General features: G+C 36.6%; 13 protein-coding genes. 8 read left to right on the top strand and 5 right to left on the bottom strand.

The features are described 5' to 3' along the window. The first annotated feature begins 16 nt into the window (after positions 1-16). The 8 genes from ATE47_RS05810 (at position 17) to ATE47_RS05775 (ending at position 9,575) form a co-directional block, all read left to right on the top strand. Positions 17-862 (top strand): rhamnogalacturonan acetylesterase, encoded by an 846-nt coding sequence (locus tag ATE47_RS05810; protein ID WP_062161071.1) that lies wholly within the window; start codon positions 17-19, stop codon positions 860-862. A gap of 1 nt (position 863) precedes the next feature. Further along, entirely contained in the window at positions 864-2,531 is a 1,668-nt protein-coding gene (locus tag ATE47_RS05805) for a glycoside hydrolase family 28 protein (protein ID WP_062161070.1), read from the top strand. Between the two features lie 149 nt (positions 2,532-2,680). Continuing rightward, the gene (locus tag ATE47_RS05800) at positions 2,681-3,592 is read left to right on the top strand and encodes an alpha/beta hydrolase (protein WP_082632647.1); all 912 of its coding nucleotides are present in this window, start codon (positions 2,681-2,683) and stop codon (positions 3,590-3,592) included. 49 nt (positions 3,593-3,641) lie between these two features. Next, positions 3,642-4,610, top strand: a complete 969-nt coding sequence (locus ATE47_RS05795; protein ID WP_062161069.1) for a pectinesterase family protein — start codon at positions 3,642-3,644, stop codon at positions 4,608-4,610. A 252-nt stretch (positions 4,611-4,862) separates the two neighbouring features. Then, entirely contained in the window at positions 4,863-5,597 is a 735-nt protein-coding gene (locus tag ATE47_RS05790; protein WP_062163463.1) for a rhamnogalacturonan acetylesterase, read from the top strand. A 119-nt stretch (positions 5,598-5,716) separates the two neighbouring features. Further along, on the top strand, positions 5,717-6,058 hold the full coding sequence (locus ATE47_RS05785; protein WP_062161068.1) for a cupin domain-containing protein: 342 nt from the start codon (positions 5,717-5,719) through the stop codon (positions 6,056-6,058). Between the two features lie 102 nt (positions 6,059-6,160). Continuing rightward, entirely contained in the window at positions 6,161-7,063 is a 903-nt protein-coding gene (locus ATE47_RS05780; protein ID WP_062161067.1) for an alpha/beta hydrolase, read from the top strand. 37 nt (positions 7,064-7,100) lie between these two features. Further along, on the top strand, positions 7,101-9,575 hold the full coding sequence (locus ATE47_RS05775) for a glycoside hydrolase family 95 protein (protein ID WP_062161066.1): 2,475 nt from the start codon (positions 7,101-7,103) through the stop codon (positions 9,573-9,575). A gap of 27 nt (positions 9,576-9,602) precedes the next feature. Here ATE47_RS05775 and ATE47_RS19445 read toward each other — a convergent pair whose 3' ends face one another. From ATE47_RS19445 to ATE47_RS05755, 5 genes are all read right to left on the bottom strand, one after another. Continuing rightward, the gene (locus tag ATE47_RS19445; RefSeq protein ID WP_257721524.1) at positions 9,603-9,737 is read right to left on the bottom strand and encodes a hypothetical protein; all 135 of its coding nucleotides are present in this window, start codon (positions 9,735-9,737) and stop codon (positions 9,603-9,605) included. A gap of 31 nt (positions 9,738-9,768) precedes the next feature. Beyond that, positions 9,769-10,791, bottom strand: coding sequence for a pectate lyase (gene pelA, locus ATE47_RS05770; protein WP_228376326.1), 1,023 nt, complete (start codon positions 10,789-10,791; stop codon positions 9,769-9,771). Then, positions 10,791-11,972: a DUF4861 domain-containing protein gene (locus tag ATE47_RS05765; protein WP_062161065.1), complete on the bottom strand. Its 1,182-nt coding sequence runs from the start codon at positions 11,970-11,972 to the stop codon at positions 10,791-10,793. The genes pelA and ATE47_RS05765 overlap by 1 nt, the downstream gene beginning before the upstream one ends. A 145-nt stretch (positions 11,973-12,117) precedes the next feature. Continuing rightward, a complete protein-coding gene (locus ATE47_RS05760; RefSeq protein WP_062161064.1) occupies positions 12,118-12,816 on the bottom strand; it encodes a hypothetical protein in 699 nt (232 codons plus the stop codon). 122 nt (positions 12,817-12,938) lie between these two features. Beyond that, positions 12,939-15,656 carry a LamG-like jellyroll fold domain-containing protein gene (locus tag ATE47_RS05755; RefSeq protein WP_228376325.1) on the bottom strand — a complete coding sequence of 906 codons (2,718 nt, stop codon included), beginning with the start codon at positions 15,654-15,656 and terminating at the stop codon, positions 12,939-12,941. Positions 15,657-15,722: the final 66 nt, after the last annotated feature.

The raw sequence follows: 15,722 nt of genomic DNA, 5'->3' as shown, positions 1-15,722 counted from the left end.
TAATTCATCAAAATCAATGTCAAAAACAATATACAAAATAGTTTCATTTTTATTCATTGTTTTGTTGTTGACTGCATGTCAGTCACAAAACAATGCTCAAAAGGGAAATATAAAACAGAATAAAAAAATCACTCATATTTATCTTATCGGAGACTCCACGATGGCAGATTATACGGGAAATTATGAACCCGGAAAAGATTATATGAAAGTCCGTTACCCAATTACAGGTTGGGGACAGGTTTTTCAGCCGTTTTTTGTAAAAGACAGTTTGGCTTCTTTAAAACCTGCAATTACAACAGATTTTGTTGCGGTTATCGACAGAGCGCATGGCGGAAGAAGTACGCGAACTTTTTTTCAGGAAGGAAGATGGAGATTTGTATATGAACATTTGCAGCCGAACGATTATGTTTTTATGCAGTTTGGTCACAATGACGGTTCGGAAAAGCACACAGAACGATATGTAAATATTGAAGGATATAAAGAATTTTTAAGGTTATTTGTAACTCAGACAAGGCAAAAAGGTGGAAATCCAATTATTTTAACTCCAGTTGCAAGAAATTATCCCTGGAAAGACGGAAAACTTGAAAATGTGCACGGAGAATACGGTCAGGCTCCGATTGATATTGCTAAAGAAATGAATGTTCCGTACATCGACTTAAATAAATTGTCAATGGATTATTTTACGAAAAAGGGACAGGATTTCACTACGAATCACTATTTCATGAATCTTCCTGAAAATGTGTATGAAGCCTATCCGAAAGGACAGAAAGATAACACCCATTTCCAGCCGGAAGGAGCAAAAGTTGTAGCCTCAATTGTTTATCAGGAATTTAAAAAATTAATTAAAACTCAACAAAAATAAAATGAAGAAGTCACTTAAAGTTATTGGTTTAGTAGCAGTTATGCTGTTTTCAGAACACATATATTCTCAAAATCTGGATATTTATAAAAATATTGAGTTTAAAATGCCCCAGGTTGCAGAAACTTCTTTTCCTATAAATACAGTTTCTATCACACAATTTGGTGGAGTTGCAGGCGGAAATGTAAAAAATACGGAAGCTTTCAAAAAAGCAATCGACGATCTATCCAAAAAAGGTGGCGGAAAATTGGTTGTTCCCCGCGGAATGTGGTTAACAGGGCCAATCGAGTTGAAAAGCAACATCAATCTCCACGTAGAAGAGGGTGCATTTATCATATTCAGCAAAGACAAAAACGATTATCCTTTGGTTGATGTGAGTTTTGAAGGATTAAATACAATCCGATGTCAATCCCCTATTTCTGCAAAAAATGCAAGCAATATTGCTATTACGGGTAAAGGGGTAATCGACGGAAGCGGTGATGCCTGGAGAGCCATTAAAAAAGGAAAAGTATCTGAGTCTGAATGGAAAGAGATTGTAAAATCCGGCGGAATTTTATCTTCAGACGGTAAAACCTGGTATCCTTCGGAAAGCTATAAAAAAGGATTTGAGAGCAGTTCGAGTTTCAACGTTCCTGATAAAATTTCTAGGGAAGAGCTAAAATCGGTTAAAGATTTTCTTCGTCCCGTAATGGTAAGTTTGGTGGGTTGTGACAAAGTTCTGTTAGACGGTCCTACTTTTCAGAATTCTCCCGCGTGGAATCTTCACCCGTTGATGTGTTCTAATGTCATTTTAAGAAATCTTACCGTTAGAAATCCTTGGTTTTCTCAAAACGGTGACGGTGTAGATTTGGAATCCTGTAAAAATGTCTTGATCTACGATAACACGTTTGACGTTGGCGACGACGCGATTTGCATTAAATCAGGGAAAGATAAAGATGGTAGAAAAAGAAATATGCCGACAGAAAATGTCATCATTAAAAACAATGTTGTGTATCATGGTCACGGAGGTTTTGTTATAGGAAGCGAAATGTCCGGTGGAGCGAGAAATATCCACGTTTCCGACTGTACTTTTATCGGAACAGACATCGGTTTACGTTTCAAAACTACCCGTGGAAGAGGTGGAATCGTTGAAAATATTTTCATCAAAAACATCGATATGATTAATATTCCTACTCAGGTAATTGGCTTTAATATGTTTTATGAAGGTGCTTCACCGGTATTGGAAGACGGACAGAAAAAAGAAGGAAACAAAGCACCGGAAAAGGTGTATCCCGTAACAGAGGAAACTCCGATTTTTAGAAATATTTTCTTTAAAAATATCAATGCGGTTAATTCTTATGAAGCGATCACCTTGTTCGGTTTAGCAGAAATGAACCTTAAAAATATTGTGATTGAAGATTCTCAGTTTGACACAAAAAAGGCTTTAACAATCGTAGATGCAGACGGAATTCAATTAAAAAATGTTACATTAAAATATTCTGAAGGAACTGGAGCAACGGTTTACAACAGCAAAAACATCAATCTTTCAACGGTAAAATTTGAATCTCAAAACAAACCGTTTGTTAAGGTTTTAGGAAATAAATCGGGACCCATATTGTTACCGAAAGAAGTTGCAGGGGATAAAGATGCATTTTATCTTGCAACGGAAGCAGCGAAAAATTCAGTTAAATAAATGTATCAATTATTTAAACCATTAAGATACATTAAGTGGTTAAGAATATTAAGTTGCTTTGCTTTAAAGATAAAATCAGAATGTTTTTCTTAATTAAGCTTACATACTTAAATAATCTTAATGGTTCAAAATTTAAAAAACTTGACAACATGATTTTTAACAAAAAGCATACTTATATTTCTATTTTTTTAATGGGAGGAACAATAGCATTCGGCCAGATTCAAAGGCCGAATGCAACTCCTTACACCAACGAAGCAACTTACGAGAAACTAAAGAAAAAACATACTTTTATTACTCCGATTGATCGACCGGTTCCGCAAAATATCGGAATTGATAAAGATGTGGAATATGCAAACATCAACGGGATTTCTCTGAAAGCAGACGTCTATTATCCTCTTGACAAATCCAAAAAGCACCCCGGAATTGCAATGGTTCATGGTGGTGGCTGGATTTCAGGAAGCAAGGAAAATGAAAAATTCATGGCTATGGAATTGGCTTCCAAAGGTTATGTCGCCATCGCAGTTGGTTATCGGTTGGCTGATGTTGCAAAATATCCCGCCGGAGTTGAAGATATTGAGAAAGCTATTAATTGGTTAAAGAAAAACAGAAAAAAATATTCTTTAGATCAAAATAAAATGGTGGTTTTAGGAGAATCTGCGGGTGCTCAGATCGCCACTTTGGTTGGTGTAAGGTCAAAGAATAAAATAAAGGCAATCATCAATATTGATGGAATTGTTTCGTTTATTCATCCTGAAGCTGAAGAAAGTACTTACGCTTCCTATTGGCTGGGTGGGGACAGAGATCTCAATTTAAAAAACTGGACAGAAGCTTCCCCCTTGGAATATGTGGATAAAAACACGCCTCCTACTCTTTTCATCAACAGTTCTCAGCCCCGTTTCCATGCAGGTCGGGACGATATGATGAAGAAATTGAAAAGCTATAATATTCCGGCTGAGTTTCATGAAATTAAAGATTCTCCGCATTCATTCTGGAGTGCAGAACCCTGGTTTACAGAAACATTGAATTATACTGTTGACTTTTTAAATAAAGTTTTGAAGTAAATTAAGGTTAAGGTTGAGATTAAGGCTGAGACCAACTTAAAGTAAATTTATGAAAAAATTATTCTTAATTCTATTCGTTTCGATTGCTAATTTTCTTTTAGCAGGAAATGATCCGTACATAAAAATTACCGTTGCCAAAGATGGAAGCGGAGATTTTACATCGATTCAGAAAGCGATCAATTCTATAAGAGATTTAGGGCCTGCCGAAGCTTTGGTTTTTATTAGAGCCGGCACCTATAACGAGAAAATCACAATCCCTTCTTCGAAACATAAAATCACGTTAGAAGGCGAAAATAAAGACAATACAATTATCACCAACAATGACTTTTCACGAAAACCGGATTCATTTAATGAAAAAATGACAACATTCAATTCTTACACTTTACTGGTAATGGGTGATGATATAAAAGTCAGCAATGTAACCATTCAAAATAGCTCATGCAACGAAGGACAGGCAGTTTCTCTTCATGTGGAGGGTGACCGTTTTGTGATTAAAAATTCGAATATTCTGGGTTGTCAGGACACGATTTATTCCGCAACCAATCACAGCAGACAGTATTTTGAAAATTGTTATATTGAAGGTACAACGGATTTTATTTTCGGACAGGCAACCGTTGTTTTTAAGAATTGTACTATTAAAAGTTTAGCCGATTCTTACATTACCGCAGCCGCTACGGAAGCCGACAGACAATACGGTTTTGTCTTTTTCGACTGTAAATTAATCGCCAGAGAAGGTATCACAAAAGTCTATTTGGGAAGACCCTGGAGACCATACGCAAAAACAGTTTTCATCAATACCGAAATGGGAAAACACATTCTTCCGGAAGGCTGGAATCCGTGGAAAGGCGATAAAATGTTTCCTGATAAAGAAAAAACCGCTTATTATGCAGAATTCGGAAGTAAAGGGGAAGGCATAAACACTTCAAAACGTGTAAGTTGGTCGCATCAATTGACAAAAAAAGATTTGAAAAATTATACAATTGAGAAAATTTTTAATGACTGGAACCCTGAACATTAGCAATAATTAATGATAACTACAGTAAATCGACATAGGAAAATGGAGCGTTAAGAAAATTAATTCTGTGAACGTTAAGAAAATTCTACTGTTTGAAGCGCGGGATAACTATTGAAATAAAACAAAAATATTCAATCCGCGCGAGTTTTAGAATTTTTAGAGAACAGAAATAATTTTTAGCGGAAGTTTCCAAGTCTTGAACTTTTGGTTCTTTTGTTTCAAGACAAAAGAATTTTAATTAAAAATTTATTTACAATGAATAAAAAACTTACTCTACTATTTTTATTTTTATCAATAATAATATTCGCACAAAAACCAACATTATTCTTAATCGGCGATTCCACAATGGCCAACAAAGACAATCCCGATAAAAACCCTGAACACGGTTGGGGACAGGTTTTGCCACAATTTTTAACGACAGGAATTGAAGTTCAGAATCATGCGATGAACGGAAGAAGCTCAAAAAGTTTCAGAACAGAAGGAAGATGGGATAAAGTGGAGAAACAGCTTAAAAAGGGAGATTTTGTGGTTATTCAATTCGGTCATAATGATCAGAAATTGAAGGATTCTACAAAATTCACAAATCCTTACACTCAATACAGAGCCAATTTGGAAAGATACGTCAATGAAACCAGAGCAAAAGGAGCTACTCCGATTCTGATGACTTCTATTGTGAGAAGAAATTTCACTGAAAACGGTGTTTTGGTTGATACTCATAAAGAATATCCTTTGGTGGTAAGAATGGTTGCTAATGATCTGAAGGTTCCGTTTGTGGATATGCAATTGCTAACAGAACAGATGGAAATTTCTTACGGCCCGGAAAAGTCTAAAAAGCTGCATCTTCATTTTGCGGAGGGTGAAAATCCATATTATCCAAAAGGAAAAGCGGATGATACGCATTTATCAAAATTGGGTGCGGAAACTGTTGCAAAACTGGCTTTGAAGGATTTGAAGAGTCTGAGAATTGGATTGGAGAAATATATTAAATGATCATTTCCCATTGATTACACGGACTTTCACAGATTTAAGAAAAAGATCTGCGTAATCTGTGAAATCTGCGGGAGAAAAAAAGAATTCCATTCATTAAATGAAATAAAAGAACAGAAAATATGAAATTTAAAAAAGAACCATTCTTCGACGGTAATTCCGAGTGGGAAGATTTAGGAGGCGGAGTTTCCAGACAATTTGTTGGGTACAATTCTCAAGTGATGATGGTGATCGTGAAGTTTGAAAAAAATGCTGTCGGAGCTTTGCATCAGCATTTTCATTCGCAGATCACGTATGTTGCTTCGGGAAAATTTGAAGTAACTGTTGATGGTGAAGTGAAAATTTTACAGGAAGGTGACGGTTTTTTTGCCCAGCCTACTATTTTTCATGGGGTAAAATGTTTGGAAGAAGGGCAGCTGATTGATGTTTTTACACCGTTTAGAGAGGATTTTCTTAAAGATTAATTTCTTTCTACTATTAAACTTAGTATTCAAACCTAACAGGTTTTTGAAACCTGTTAGGTTTAGCAAAATATACGTTAAAGCAACTAAAAAAATTAAAAAGCCATGAAAAAATTTGTTTTCATCTTAATAATTTTCCTTTTCGCTCAATTATCCGCACAGGAAAAAATTAACATCTGGCCAAAAGGTAAGATGCCAAATTCCAAAGGATTATCATTAAAAACCGAAGAAAAAGACGGAAGAATTGTACAGATAAAAGAAACTGAGCTTTTTGCTTTTTTACCTCCCAAAGAAGACAGAAAACAGATGGCTGTCATCATCATTCCCGGCGGTGGATATTACAAACTTACCTACGATCTGAATGGTTTTCAAATTGCAAAATGGTTTAATACATTGGGAATTTCTGCTTTCGTTTTAAATTACAGATTACCGATTTCTCCCGATGTCAGGCAAAGAGAACTCGCTCCGCTGCAGGATATCCAGGAGGCTATAAAATATCTTAGAAAAAATGCTGAACAATATGGTATTTCGCCAGATCAGGTTGGAGTTATAGGAACTTCTGCGGGGGGACATTTGGCTGCGATGGCAAGTAATATTTCTACAGATTATACAGAATTAAAAGGCGATTGGGAGAATATTCCTACTACCCCGAATTTTGCAATCCTGGTTTCTCCCGTCATTGATCTGGGCGAATTTGCAAATTTAGGAAGTCGTAACAGTCTGCTTGGTGAAAATGCCTCTCCGGAAAAAATCAGTGAATATTCTATGCAAAACCGGGTAACGGAAAAAACACCGCCTACACTGTTGATTCATGCGCAAAATGATAAAACAGTTCCCGTAACGAACAGCATGCTGTATTACCAGGCAATGATAAAAAATAAAGTGAAAGGCGCGTTGTTCATTTTTCCTGAAGGTGAACATAAAATCGGAATTATGAATAAAACTGAACTGACCGATAATTGGAAAAAGTTATGCTCAGACTGGCTTAAAACTATAGCTAATAAGTAATTGGTAATGAGTAATAAATTCACCTAACAAATAAAAAATGTTAAAAATCCTTCAACATAAAATCTTTTTACTAGCTTTGGGAACTTTGATTTCTATTTCTGTTCAGTCACAGCAGAATTTAAAGTTAACCTATAGCAAACCTGCAGAAAACTGGAACGAAGCACTTCCCATCGGAAACGGAAAATTGGGAGCAATGGTTTTTGGCGGAGTTTCGCAGGAACATCTTCAGCTGAACGAAGAAACAATCTGGGCGGGAGAACCCGGAAATAACGTTCCGAAAAACACGTTTGACAGTATTCAAAAAATAAGGAAACTGTTGAATGAGGGTCAATTTGAAAAAGCACAAAATCTATCCAACAAAACCTATCCGAGAAGTGCTCCAAAAGATCTGAACTACGGAATGCCTTATCAAACAATGGGCGATTTGTTTCTGGATTTCAAAGATCATGAAAAATTTCAACATTACAACCGGACTTTAGATATTGAAAAAGCCTTAAGCACAGTTTCTTATGAAGTGAATGGCGTGACTTTTAAGCGTGAAATTTTCACTTCTTTTGCTGATAATGTGGTTGTGATCAAATTATCATCCAGTAAAAAAGGAGGCTTGAATTTCTCTATTAACGCTTCTACTCCACATTTGAAAAAATCAATTTTTACAGAAAAGAATCAATTGGTTATTAAAGGAACAAGCGGTTCGGCCGACAATAAAATCGGGAAAATTAATTTCAAAACGGTGGCTTTTCCTGTTTTAAAAGGTGGGAAACTGACGTCAACTGAAAACCAATTGCATGTTTCCGGAGCAGATGAAGTGGTTATTTATGTTTCAATCGCTACCAATTTCAAAAAATACAATGACCTTTCAGGAAATCCGGATCAGAGAGTTTCGGAATACTTAAAATCAGCTTTAAGCAAAAAATATGATACTGAATTACAAGCTCACATTCAAAAATATCAGAAATATTTTAATCGGGTAAGCCTAAATTTAGGAACAACAGATCAGGCAAAAAAAACAACGGATGTCAGAATTAAAGTATTCGCCCATTCAAGAGATCCTGATCTGGTGGCTTTATATTTCCAGTTTGGCCGTTATCTTTTGATTTCATCATCCCAACCGGGAACTCAGCCCGCGAATTTACAGGGAATCTGGAATTATCAGTTAAATCCAGCTTGGGACAGCAAATACACGGTTAATATCAATACTGAAATGAACTATTGGCCTGCTGAAAACACGAATTTAAGTGAAATGCACGAACCGTTGTTTGACATGATTCAGGATTTGTCGGTAACGGGACAGGAATCTGCCAAAGAAATGTACCACGCAAGAGGCTGGAATATGCATCACAACACAGATTTATGGAGAATCACAGGTATAGTGGACGGTGGTTTTTACGGAATGTGGCCGATGGGCGGAGCCTGGCTTACACAACATCTCTGGAATCATTATTTATACTCTGGAGACAAAGATTTCTTGAAAAAATATTATCCTGCATTGAAAGGTTCGGCTTTGTTTTATCTGGATGTTTTGCAACAGGATCCTTCCAAAAAATACTTGGTTGTTTCGCCTTCCATGTCGCCGGAAAATACCTATATGAAAAGTGTCGGAATTAGTGCGGGAACAACAATGGATAATCAGTTGGTCTTTGATGTTTTTAATAATTTCATTAATGCTTCAAAAGTTCTTAATGAAGATAAAAATCTTTCAGATGAAGTACAATCAGCTTTACAAAAACTTCCGCCCATGCAGATCGGGCAACATGCCCAGTTGCAGGAATGGTTGAAAGATACGGACCGAACCGATGATAAACACAGGCATATTTCGCATTTGTACGGACTATTTCCTTCGGGGCAGATTTCGCCTTTCAGAAATCCAGATTTAACGGAAGCTGCTAAAAATTCAATGGTTTATCGTGGTGATAGATCTACAGGTTGGTCGATGGGCTGGAAAGTGAACTGGTGGGCAAGATTGCTGGATGGAAACCGCGCTTTTAAATTAATTTCAGATCAATTGTCTCCTGTTTCTAATGACGCAAAAGATCAGTCAGGAGGAACTTATCCGAATCTTCTGGATGCACATCCGCCGTTTCAGATCGATGGAAATTTTGGCTGTACTTCAGGAATAGCAGAAATGTTGCTCCAAAGTTATGACGGCTATCTTTATATTTTGCCGGCACTGCCTGATGCTCTTCCAAACGGTTCTGTAAAAGGGCTGAAAGCAATAGGAGGTTTTGAAGTTGATATAGAATGGAAAAATTCTAAGCTGACGAAATTAGTTATAAAATCTACTTTAGGAGGAAATGCGAGAATTAGAATTGCTAAAAATATTAATCTGAAATCTAAAATTAAGTTAAAAAATTCAACAGGTGAAAATCCGAATGAATATTATCAAATTAATACCATTAAAACTCCTTTGGTTTCTGATAAAGCTGAATTGAAAGGTTTTGCAGTTCCTGAAACACAGGTTTTTGATTTTGAGACGGAGAAAGGTGGGGTTTATATTTTTAAAGTGAAGTGATTTTATTTTCCCGCAGATTTCAAAGATTTACACAAATCTTTTCACCAATTTGTCATCCTGAAAGGATCTAGACATAGTTTTAAAAATACGCTGTTGAGATCCTTTCAGGATGACAAACTGTACGTCGATAAATATTTTCATTACAAATAAAAATCCTGACATTTACTACAGGATTTTATTTTTAAAATATAAATTATTCCGTAAGTTTATTTTTCTCCAGCCATTTTGGGAATTCCTTATTGATCAGCTTTTCAGGGCTGTCCCCAAACCAACTGTAGCCGTTTCTTCTTTCTTCGGAAACTTCATTGTAGTTGTATTTTACACTTCCGTCACGGTCGCCGAAAAGAGGTTTATTGGTGTTAATATCATAAAACCTTGCCCAGATCACCGAGTTTTTATCTTCTGCTAAAATACGCACGGTTTTACCGTCCTGTTTGGTGACATTATAGCTGTAGCCTGCGATTTTATTTTGTTTAAACCATTTTACGGCCGATTTTATTGACTTTTCAATTTCGGATGTTACGGGTTGCATCATTAAAAATTTCACAATTCCGACTGATTCTCCGGTTGCCAGAGAAATAGGTTCAAAAGCTCTGGCTTTGTCGGGTTGAAGGGTAATTTCATTGTATTGGTCTGCCCAGATTGACGGAATTCCTTTTTGTAAAACCTGGGTTTTCAGGATGCATTCGATTCCTTTTTGTACGGCTATTTTTGATTTTTCTTTTAATTTTGAATCAACCACATCAAAATCATTTTTTCCTTCCGCCACATTGTATAAAACCGTCAAAGCGTTAATCATCGCATTATCGTTGTAAGTGATTTGCTTCCGATAGATCGCGGAATTGGGGTAATATTGAGGAAAACCGCCGTTTTTATACTGCATTACAAGAAGATATTGAATACCTTTTTCGGCAGACTTTAAATATTCCGGGTTTTTTGTCGTTTTGTAGGATTTTATTAAGATATTAATTTCCTTTGAAGTGGCATTGTTATCAATCGTTGCGTGATCGTCACCGGTTGATTTTATTTTTTTTAATAAATTCTTGTCAATAGGCGCATCATAATTCACTACGGATTTGTCACTGAGCTGTTTACTCCAACCTCCGATTGGAAGTTGATACATCAGCATTTTTTCGGCTAAAGTATCTTTAACCTGAGCAGAAAAAACGGCCGCTGTTAAGGAAAAAACGGCTATTGAAATTTTTAATTTCATCATTATTTAACTTTAATAATTAAAGGGTTTGCAACAATCTGAGATTGCTTTTGCAATACAGTTTCCCAATCTTTTTGTGTCTGGATCTGCCCGCTTTTCTGCCATGCAAACCCTGCGTAATACGTCAGTTTATTTTGAGGTTTTGTCACAATTAACAAATTACTCTGATCCGGAGTTTCAGATTTATAAGCAATAGATTTTTCAACAATTTTAGGGTCTACAACCACTCCTTCCCCTACAAAAGCATCATCAATTTTTTCCCAGTGAAGGTAATATCCGTTTTTGTCGTTCAGTTTTGCTTCGCCTTCATTTTTGTGTAAAGTAATTCCGATTGTATAGTTTGGAACTGGTTTTTCAGCCTGAAAATTGGATTCAAACTTTGAAAAATTGGAACCTAAATCTAAAGAAATTCGTTTTGTTTCTTTCACTCCAAAATCACTCCACGGATTGTAGGTTAGTTCAAAAACCGTTCTCAAAGGACCTTCCGCAATGGTTTTGGAACTTACAAAATTTTGCGAAACCTGAAGCTTTTCATTCACCCAAATTCCGATTCCGCCCGTTCCGCGGCTGTTTCCGACGTGATAAGGATCGTACCCCTCGCCTCTCGTGTCTTTGTGATAGTACAACGGATCGGTTAGATAACCTTTGTACCATTTGTTGATCACGGGTTTGTCGGTTCTTTTTAGCCAAATATCGACACCGCTGGAAAGTGTGCTTCCTTTTACTCCTTCCAGAGCTTCTTTCTGACCTTTTGGGCCATACATACGAAATGCTATTTTATCATTTTCCCAGGCATAGTCGTCTACTCTTTCGGGAACCAATCTTGAATAGGTTGAAATTTCAGTTTCGGGAACTGGAGCTTTTGAATCTGAAATAATGGTATAGCTATTTACTTTTTTTGCTTCAATATTTGCCTGAAAAAGAAGTTCATCATTTTTTCCATCTCCCTCATAGTCGATCCATTGAATTGGCAGGATATTATTACTGTTATCCTTTATTCTAAGGTCAGCTTCCTTATTTACCTTTAAAAATGAAGCTAATTGAGAAACGGGTATCGAAACGATTTCATTTCTTGAAAAATTCAATGTATTTTTTACCTGAATAGAATTTTGTGCTTTCAGAAAAGAATTAGTGCAAACGATTGCACAAGTAAATCCGGAAATTAAAAATTTTGCTCTAAACATATTTATTCAATTGAGTTGTAAAATCAAAAATAATAATAACTTTCTTATGAACATAAAAAATATTCAATTTTTAAATCTAAAAGGTTGATTTAGAAAAATATTTGAATTAATTCTTTAATGATTTTACAGGGTTTAAAAATAACCTTTAACAAATCAAAATCAATCGATATTCCCCATCATTTTCTTCAGGCGCCCGATGAATACATGGTAAAACTTTCTGCTCTGGATGATCTACCGCTAACCTCCACAGATTGCCCTTTCCTAGGTTTGTAGGCTGGGCGTTGGGTTTGGGCAGATAATGCAGATCAAAATAATTGTCTATCAAAAATGTTTCAAATTCGTCATCGGGACCGTTGTGCAATTCTTTGAGCTTTTCCCGGATTTCAGGAATCACGATTTTTTGCATAGCCTGATCATTAGGCAAAATATCACTTGCAGCACCATGATAAGTACATAAAAAAGTATCTGTCCCGACCGGTGAACGATCTACATGATAGGAATAAACATCTGTTGAAATAAAATCGAATTCTTCATCCTTTTCGTAATTTTTCAATAAATTAAGTGAGGGTGATGCTCCGAAATCAGTTAATAATTTGAAGTCATTGACGATAATTTCCCTTGCGACAGTTCCTTTTTCGGATAAATTCAGTGCGAGAAGGTCCTCAATGGAAACTTCCGTAATATTTTCTTTTAATTGAAGCTTTAATACAATTTCCTTATAATCTCCATCTAAGTTTCTGTGCCAGCAAATTGCATTCACATTACCATGAAAATCGGTATTGATTAACTCCGAAAAAGAAGAAACTATTCCTACTTGATGGTTGTCAGATAATGTATTACTCATAATTTTAAGGATGATCAAGCTCGCTATTCTTTGCAAAAGTAAAACATTTACAATAAAAAGTCCTTTCAAATAATTTGAAAGGACTCCCTTTGAATATGAATGAAATTAAACTTTGATAATTTTTATTTAATAATAATTTTAAAGTTACTATTCAGATTTTCTCCTGAAACATTGAGTATATAAGTTCCTGAGGCTTTTCTGTCTGCGATATTTAATTTAAAGATTCCGTTTCCATCAGCATTAATTTTTTCTTTAACAACAATTTTTCCTGTCAGGTCAATAACTGTCGCTGTTAAAGTGGATTTTTTATATTCCGGAAGCTTAATGGAAATCTGGTCTTTTGCGGGATTTGGATATACAGATCCCATATTTTTGCTGATACTGAATTCATCATTACTCAACACAGTCTGATTGTACAAAGCATATATTTCCGTTGGTGATAATGCGTAATTGTACATCTTAAGTTCATCGAATGCGCCTTTGTAAGGAGCCGGAGCATTGGCAGTTGATAAAAACTCAAGCTCACCGATATTCCCGATGATCAGATCACTGGCTTCACCAATACCTGTAACGGCCGTCTCGTCTCCTTCTGTGCTTAAAGCACCATTCGTATAAATTCTCATTTTATGTGCAGCAATATCTCTCTGAATGACAACATGCACCCAGTTATTGGTGAAATAATTGGCAATAGGTGATGTGATTTCCTTTTTCGTAACATCATCATCAATCGCGTAACGAAGCTGCCCACCTTTAATTTCTACATTAAAACGTTTACCCGTGGCTCCTGTTGTTATATTTTTAGTGAAAGAACCTTTGCACAGTACATACAAACTTGTAGATGAAGACGTTGGAATCATGGTTGTTGGAGCTTTCATCCAAAAAGAAACGGTAAAAGAATGATTATCAAATAAAATATGATTCTGATGAGGAATACTGGCGATGTACATATTACCCGAAGTTGCCAGATCGAGGGCATTGTTTTCTTTTCCGGGTACTCTTACATTGGCATTATCATAAGCTGTATCCAATATTCCATGATTGGCAAAAGATGTTGCGTCTGTAATTTGCGCACCTGAGGACGGAGCTTCTGCAAATGGCCAGTTCCCGACAAGGCTTGGCGTCAATGCACGGAAAGTCCATACGTCTCCCGCTGTAAAACCAAGAGCGTTAGAAGCATCAATTCTCCAATAGTAATTGGTTGCCGAATTTAAATTACTAAGCTGATACGATGGTGTGGCAGAATAAGGTACGGTGGCAACATTACTTAAATTTAAAGGATCTGTTCCAAAATAAACGGAATATGTTGTTGTATTTGAGCTGCCACTCCATTTTAAGACCAGGTTTCCACTGTTCAAATCAACGTTATTATTGCCGGTTGCGGGAATTGGGTTGATTGCTTTTGTGGGAGCTGACGGAATCGGCGGTGTGGTTACTGACGTATTTGATGTGTAAACCGAAGATTCTGAAGCATTTGTTGCTTTAATTCTATAATAATATTGAGTATTTGGTGTTAAACCGACTTCATTGTAACTTGTTGCATTCGCGCCCAAAGTTGCAATAACTGTAAAATTAGTTCCGTCGGTAGAACGTTCTACTACATAATTGGTTTCATTTGTAGCATTATCATTCCAATTAACCGTTAGAGAACTTGAAGGTGAAGTTCCTGTTGTTGTGACTGCGTTGGTGAAGTTCACATTTGTTGGCGGAATAACGAAATCCGGAGGAGTTGTATTGGGTAAACTGTTAATATAAACCTCAATATTCAAATATGGAGCATGTGTTGTGCTCACCGTCAAAGCATCAAAAACATTAGGATTCAATCCATTAGCCGTTTCCCATGCATTCGGCATACCGTCATTGTCAGTATCCAAAGGAGCCGGAGCACCATAAACGTGTCCTGCTCCGCCATTTGTGAATCCAAATTGAGTCGTTAAATCAGTTTGTACATATACATAGGTAGCCGTTGTTCCTTTTGACATTAAATCTGAAATCATTAAACCATCTACCTGATCACGTCTTGGATATGATGCTCCTACACTTGTCACTATTTTATCATAAGCTTCCTGAGCGGTTAATGTCGGGTTTTTCATCGGATAATCGTACGGACTAGCCATTATTGCTGCCGGATCTCCGACAGGATATCCCGTTAAGTTTTGAGGAACTGCAGTTCCATCCAATACTCCGTTTTTATTATTGTCAAAATAATTTCCGGAACCATATAAATTGAAATTGGAATTTCCTACACTGAAAGGGGTGGTAACAGTAGTGCTTGTATTTGGACCTCCGATAAAATAATTGTTGATGATATTGGCAAAAGAGCTTCCCGCCGAATCTCCTCCCATAATGTATGCCTCGCCGGATTGGGTGTGACCGTAAATATTTCCATAATTCCCCCAATTGTAAACCACATTATTGACAAACTCGTTGATTCCTTTTATCTTATTATTACGGGTCTTATTACAGATATATAAATTTCCTATTAAACTGATCTTGCCTCCTGGCGGCGGTTGCATTAATCCTCCCGCGGAGTGATTGTGACGGTGCATTCCCTGCCCTATAATAGAATTCTGAATCGTTATATTATCGGGACTTGTTCCGTTATTATCCCAATTAACAGAGAAAACTTCGTCTGTACCCCACGTAAAAGTCATGTGATCCAAAATGATATTGGCCCCGTTCGCGATTCCAGATGCATCCTGATTTTGAGATGTCCCGCCATAACGGATACGAAGATATCGGGCAATCGTATTATTGGCTCCGGTAAATGAAACTCTGGGTCCCAAAAATACGATCCCTTCTCCAGGAGCAGTCTGCCCGGCAATCGTAGTATTGGCTGCCACAGCGACAACCGACTGTAAATTAACAATCCCCCCACTTTAAATATCACGAACCGCCCCGGCTGGCTC

The organism is Chryseobacterium sp. IHB B 17019, assembly GCF_001456155.1.
Classification (GTDB): Bacteria; Bacteroidota; Bacteroidia; order Flavobacteriales; family Weeksellaceae; genus Chryseobacterium.
The sequence above is the reverse complement of the archived record's forward strand: the minus strand, read 5'-3'. Positions and strand labels throughout refer to the sequence as shown.

Coding starts and splice junctions, on each gene's coding strand:
- ATE47_RS05810 (WP_062161071.1), top strand. CDS start 17: ATGTCAAAAACAATATACAAAATAGTTTCATTTTTATTCATTGTTTTG.
- ATE47_RS05805 (WP_062161070.1), top strand. CDS start 864: ATGAAGAAGTCACTTAAAGTTATTGGTTTAGTAGCAGTTATGCTGTTT.
- ATE47_RS05800 (WP_082632647.1), top strand. CDS start 2,681: ATGATTTTTAACAAAAAGCATACTTATATTTCTATTTTTTTAATGGGA.
- ATE47_RS05795 (WP_062161069.1), top strand. CDS start 3,642: ATGAAAAAATTATTCTTAATTCTATTCGTTTCGATTGCTAATTTTCTT.
- ATE47_RS05790 (WP_062163463.1), top strand. CDS start 4,863: ATGAATAAAAAACTTACTCTACTATTTTTATTTTTATCAATAATAATA.
- ATE47_RS05785 (WP_062161068.1), top strand. CDS start 5,717: ATGAAATTTAAAAAAGAACCATTCTTCGACGGTAATTCCGAGTGGGAA.
- ATE47_RS05780 (WP_062161067.1), top strand. CDS start 6,161: ATGAAAAAATTTGTTTTCATCTTAATAATTTTCCTTTTCGCTCAATTA.
- ATE47_RS05775 (WP_062161066.1), top strand. CDS start 7,101: ATGTTAAAAATCCTTCAACATAAAATCTTTTTACTAGCTTTGGGAACT.
- ATE47_RS19445 (WP_257721524.1), bottom strand. CDS start 9,737: ATGTCAGGATTTTTATTTGTAATGAAAATATTTATCGACGTACAGTTT.
- pelA (WP_228376326.1), bottom strand. CDS start 10,791: ATGATGAAATTAAAAATTTCAATAGCCGTTTTTTCCTTAACAGCGGCC.
- ATE47_RS05765 (WP_062161065.1), bottom strand. CDS start 11,972: ATGTTTAGAGCAAAATTTTTAATTTCCGGATTTACTTGTGCAATCGTT.
- ATE47_RS05760 (WP_062161064.1), bottom strand. CDS start 12,816: ATGAGTAATACATTATCTGACAACCATCAAGTAGGAATAGTTTCTTCT.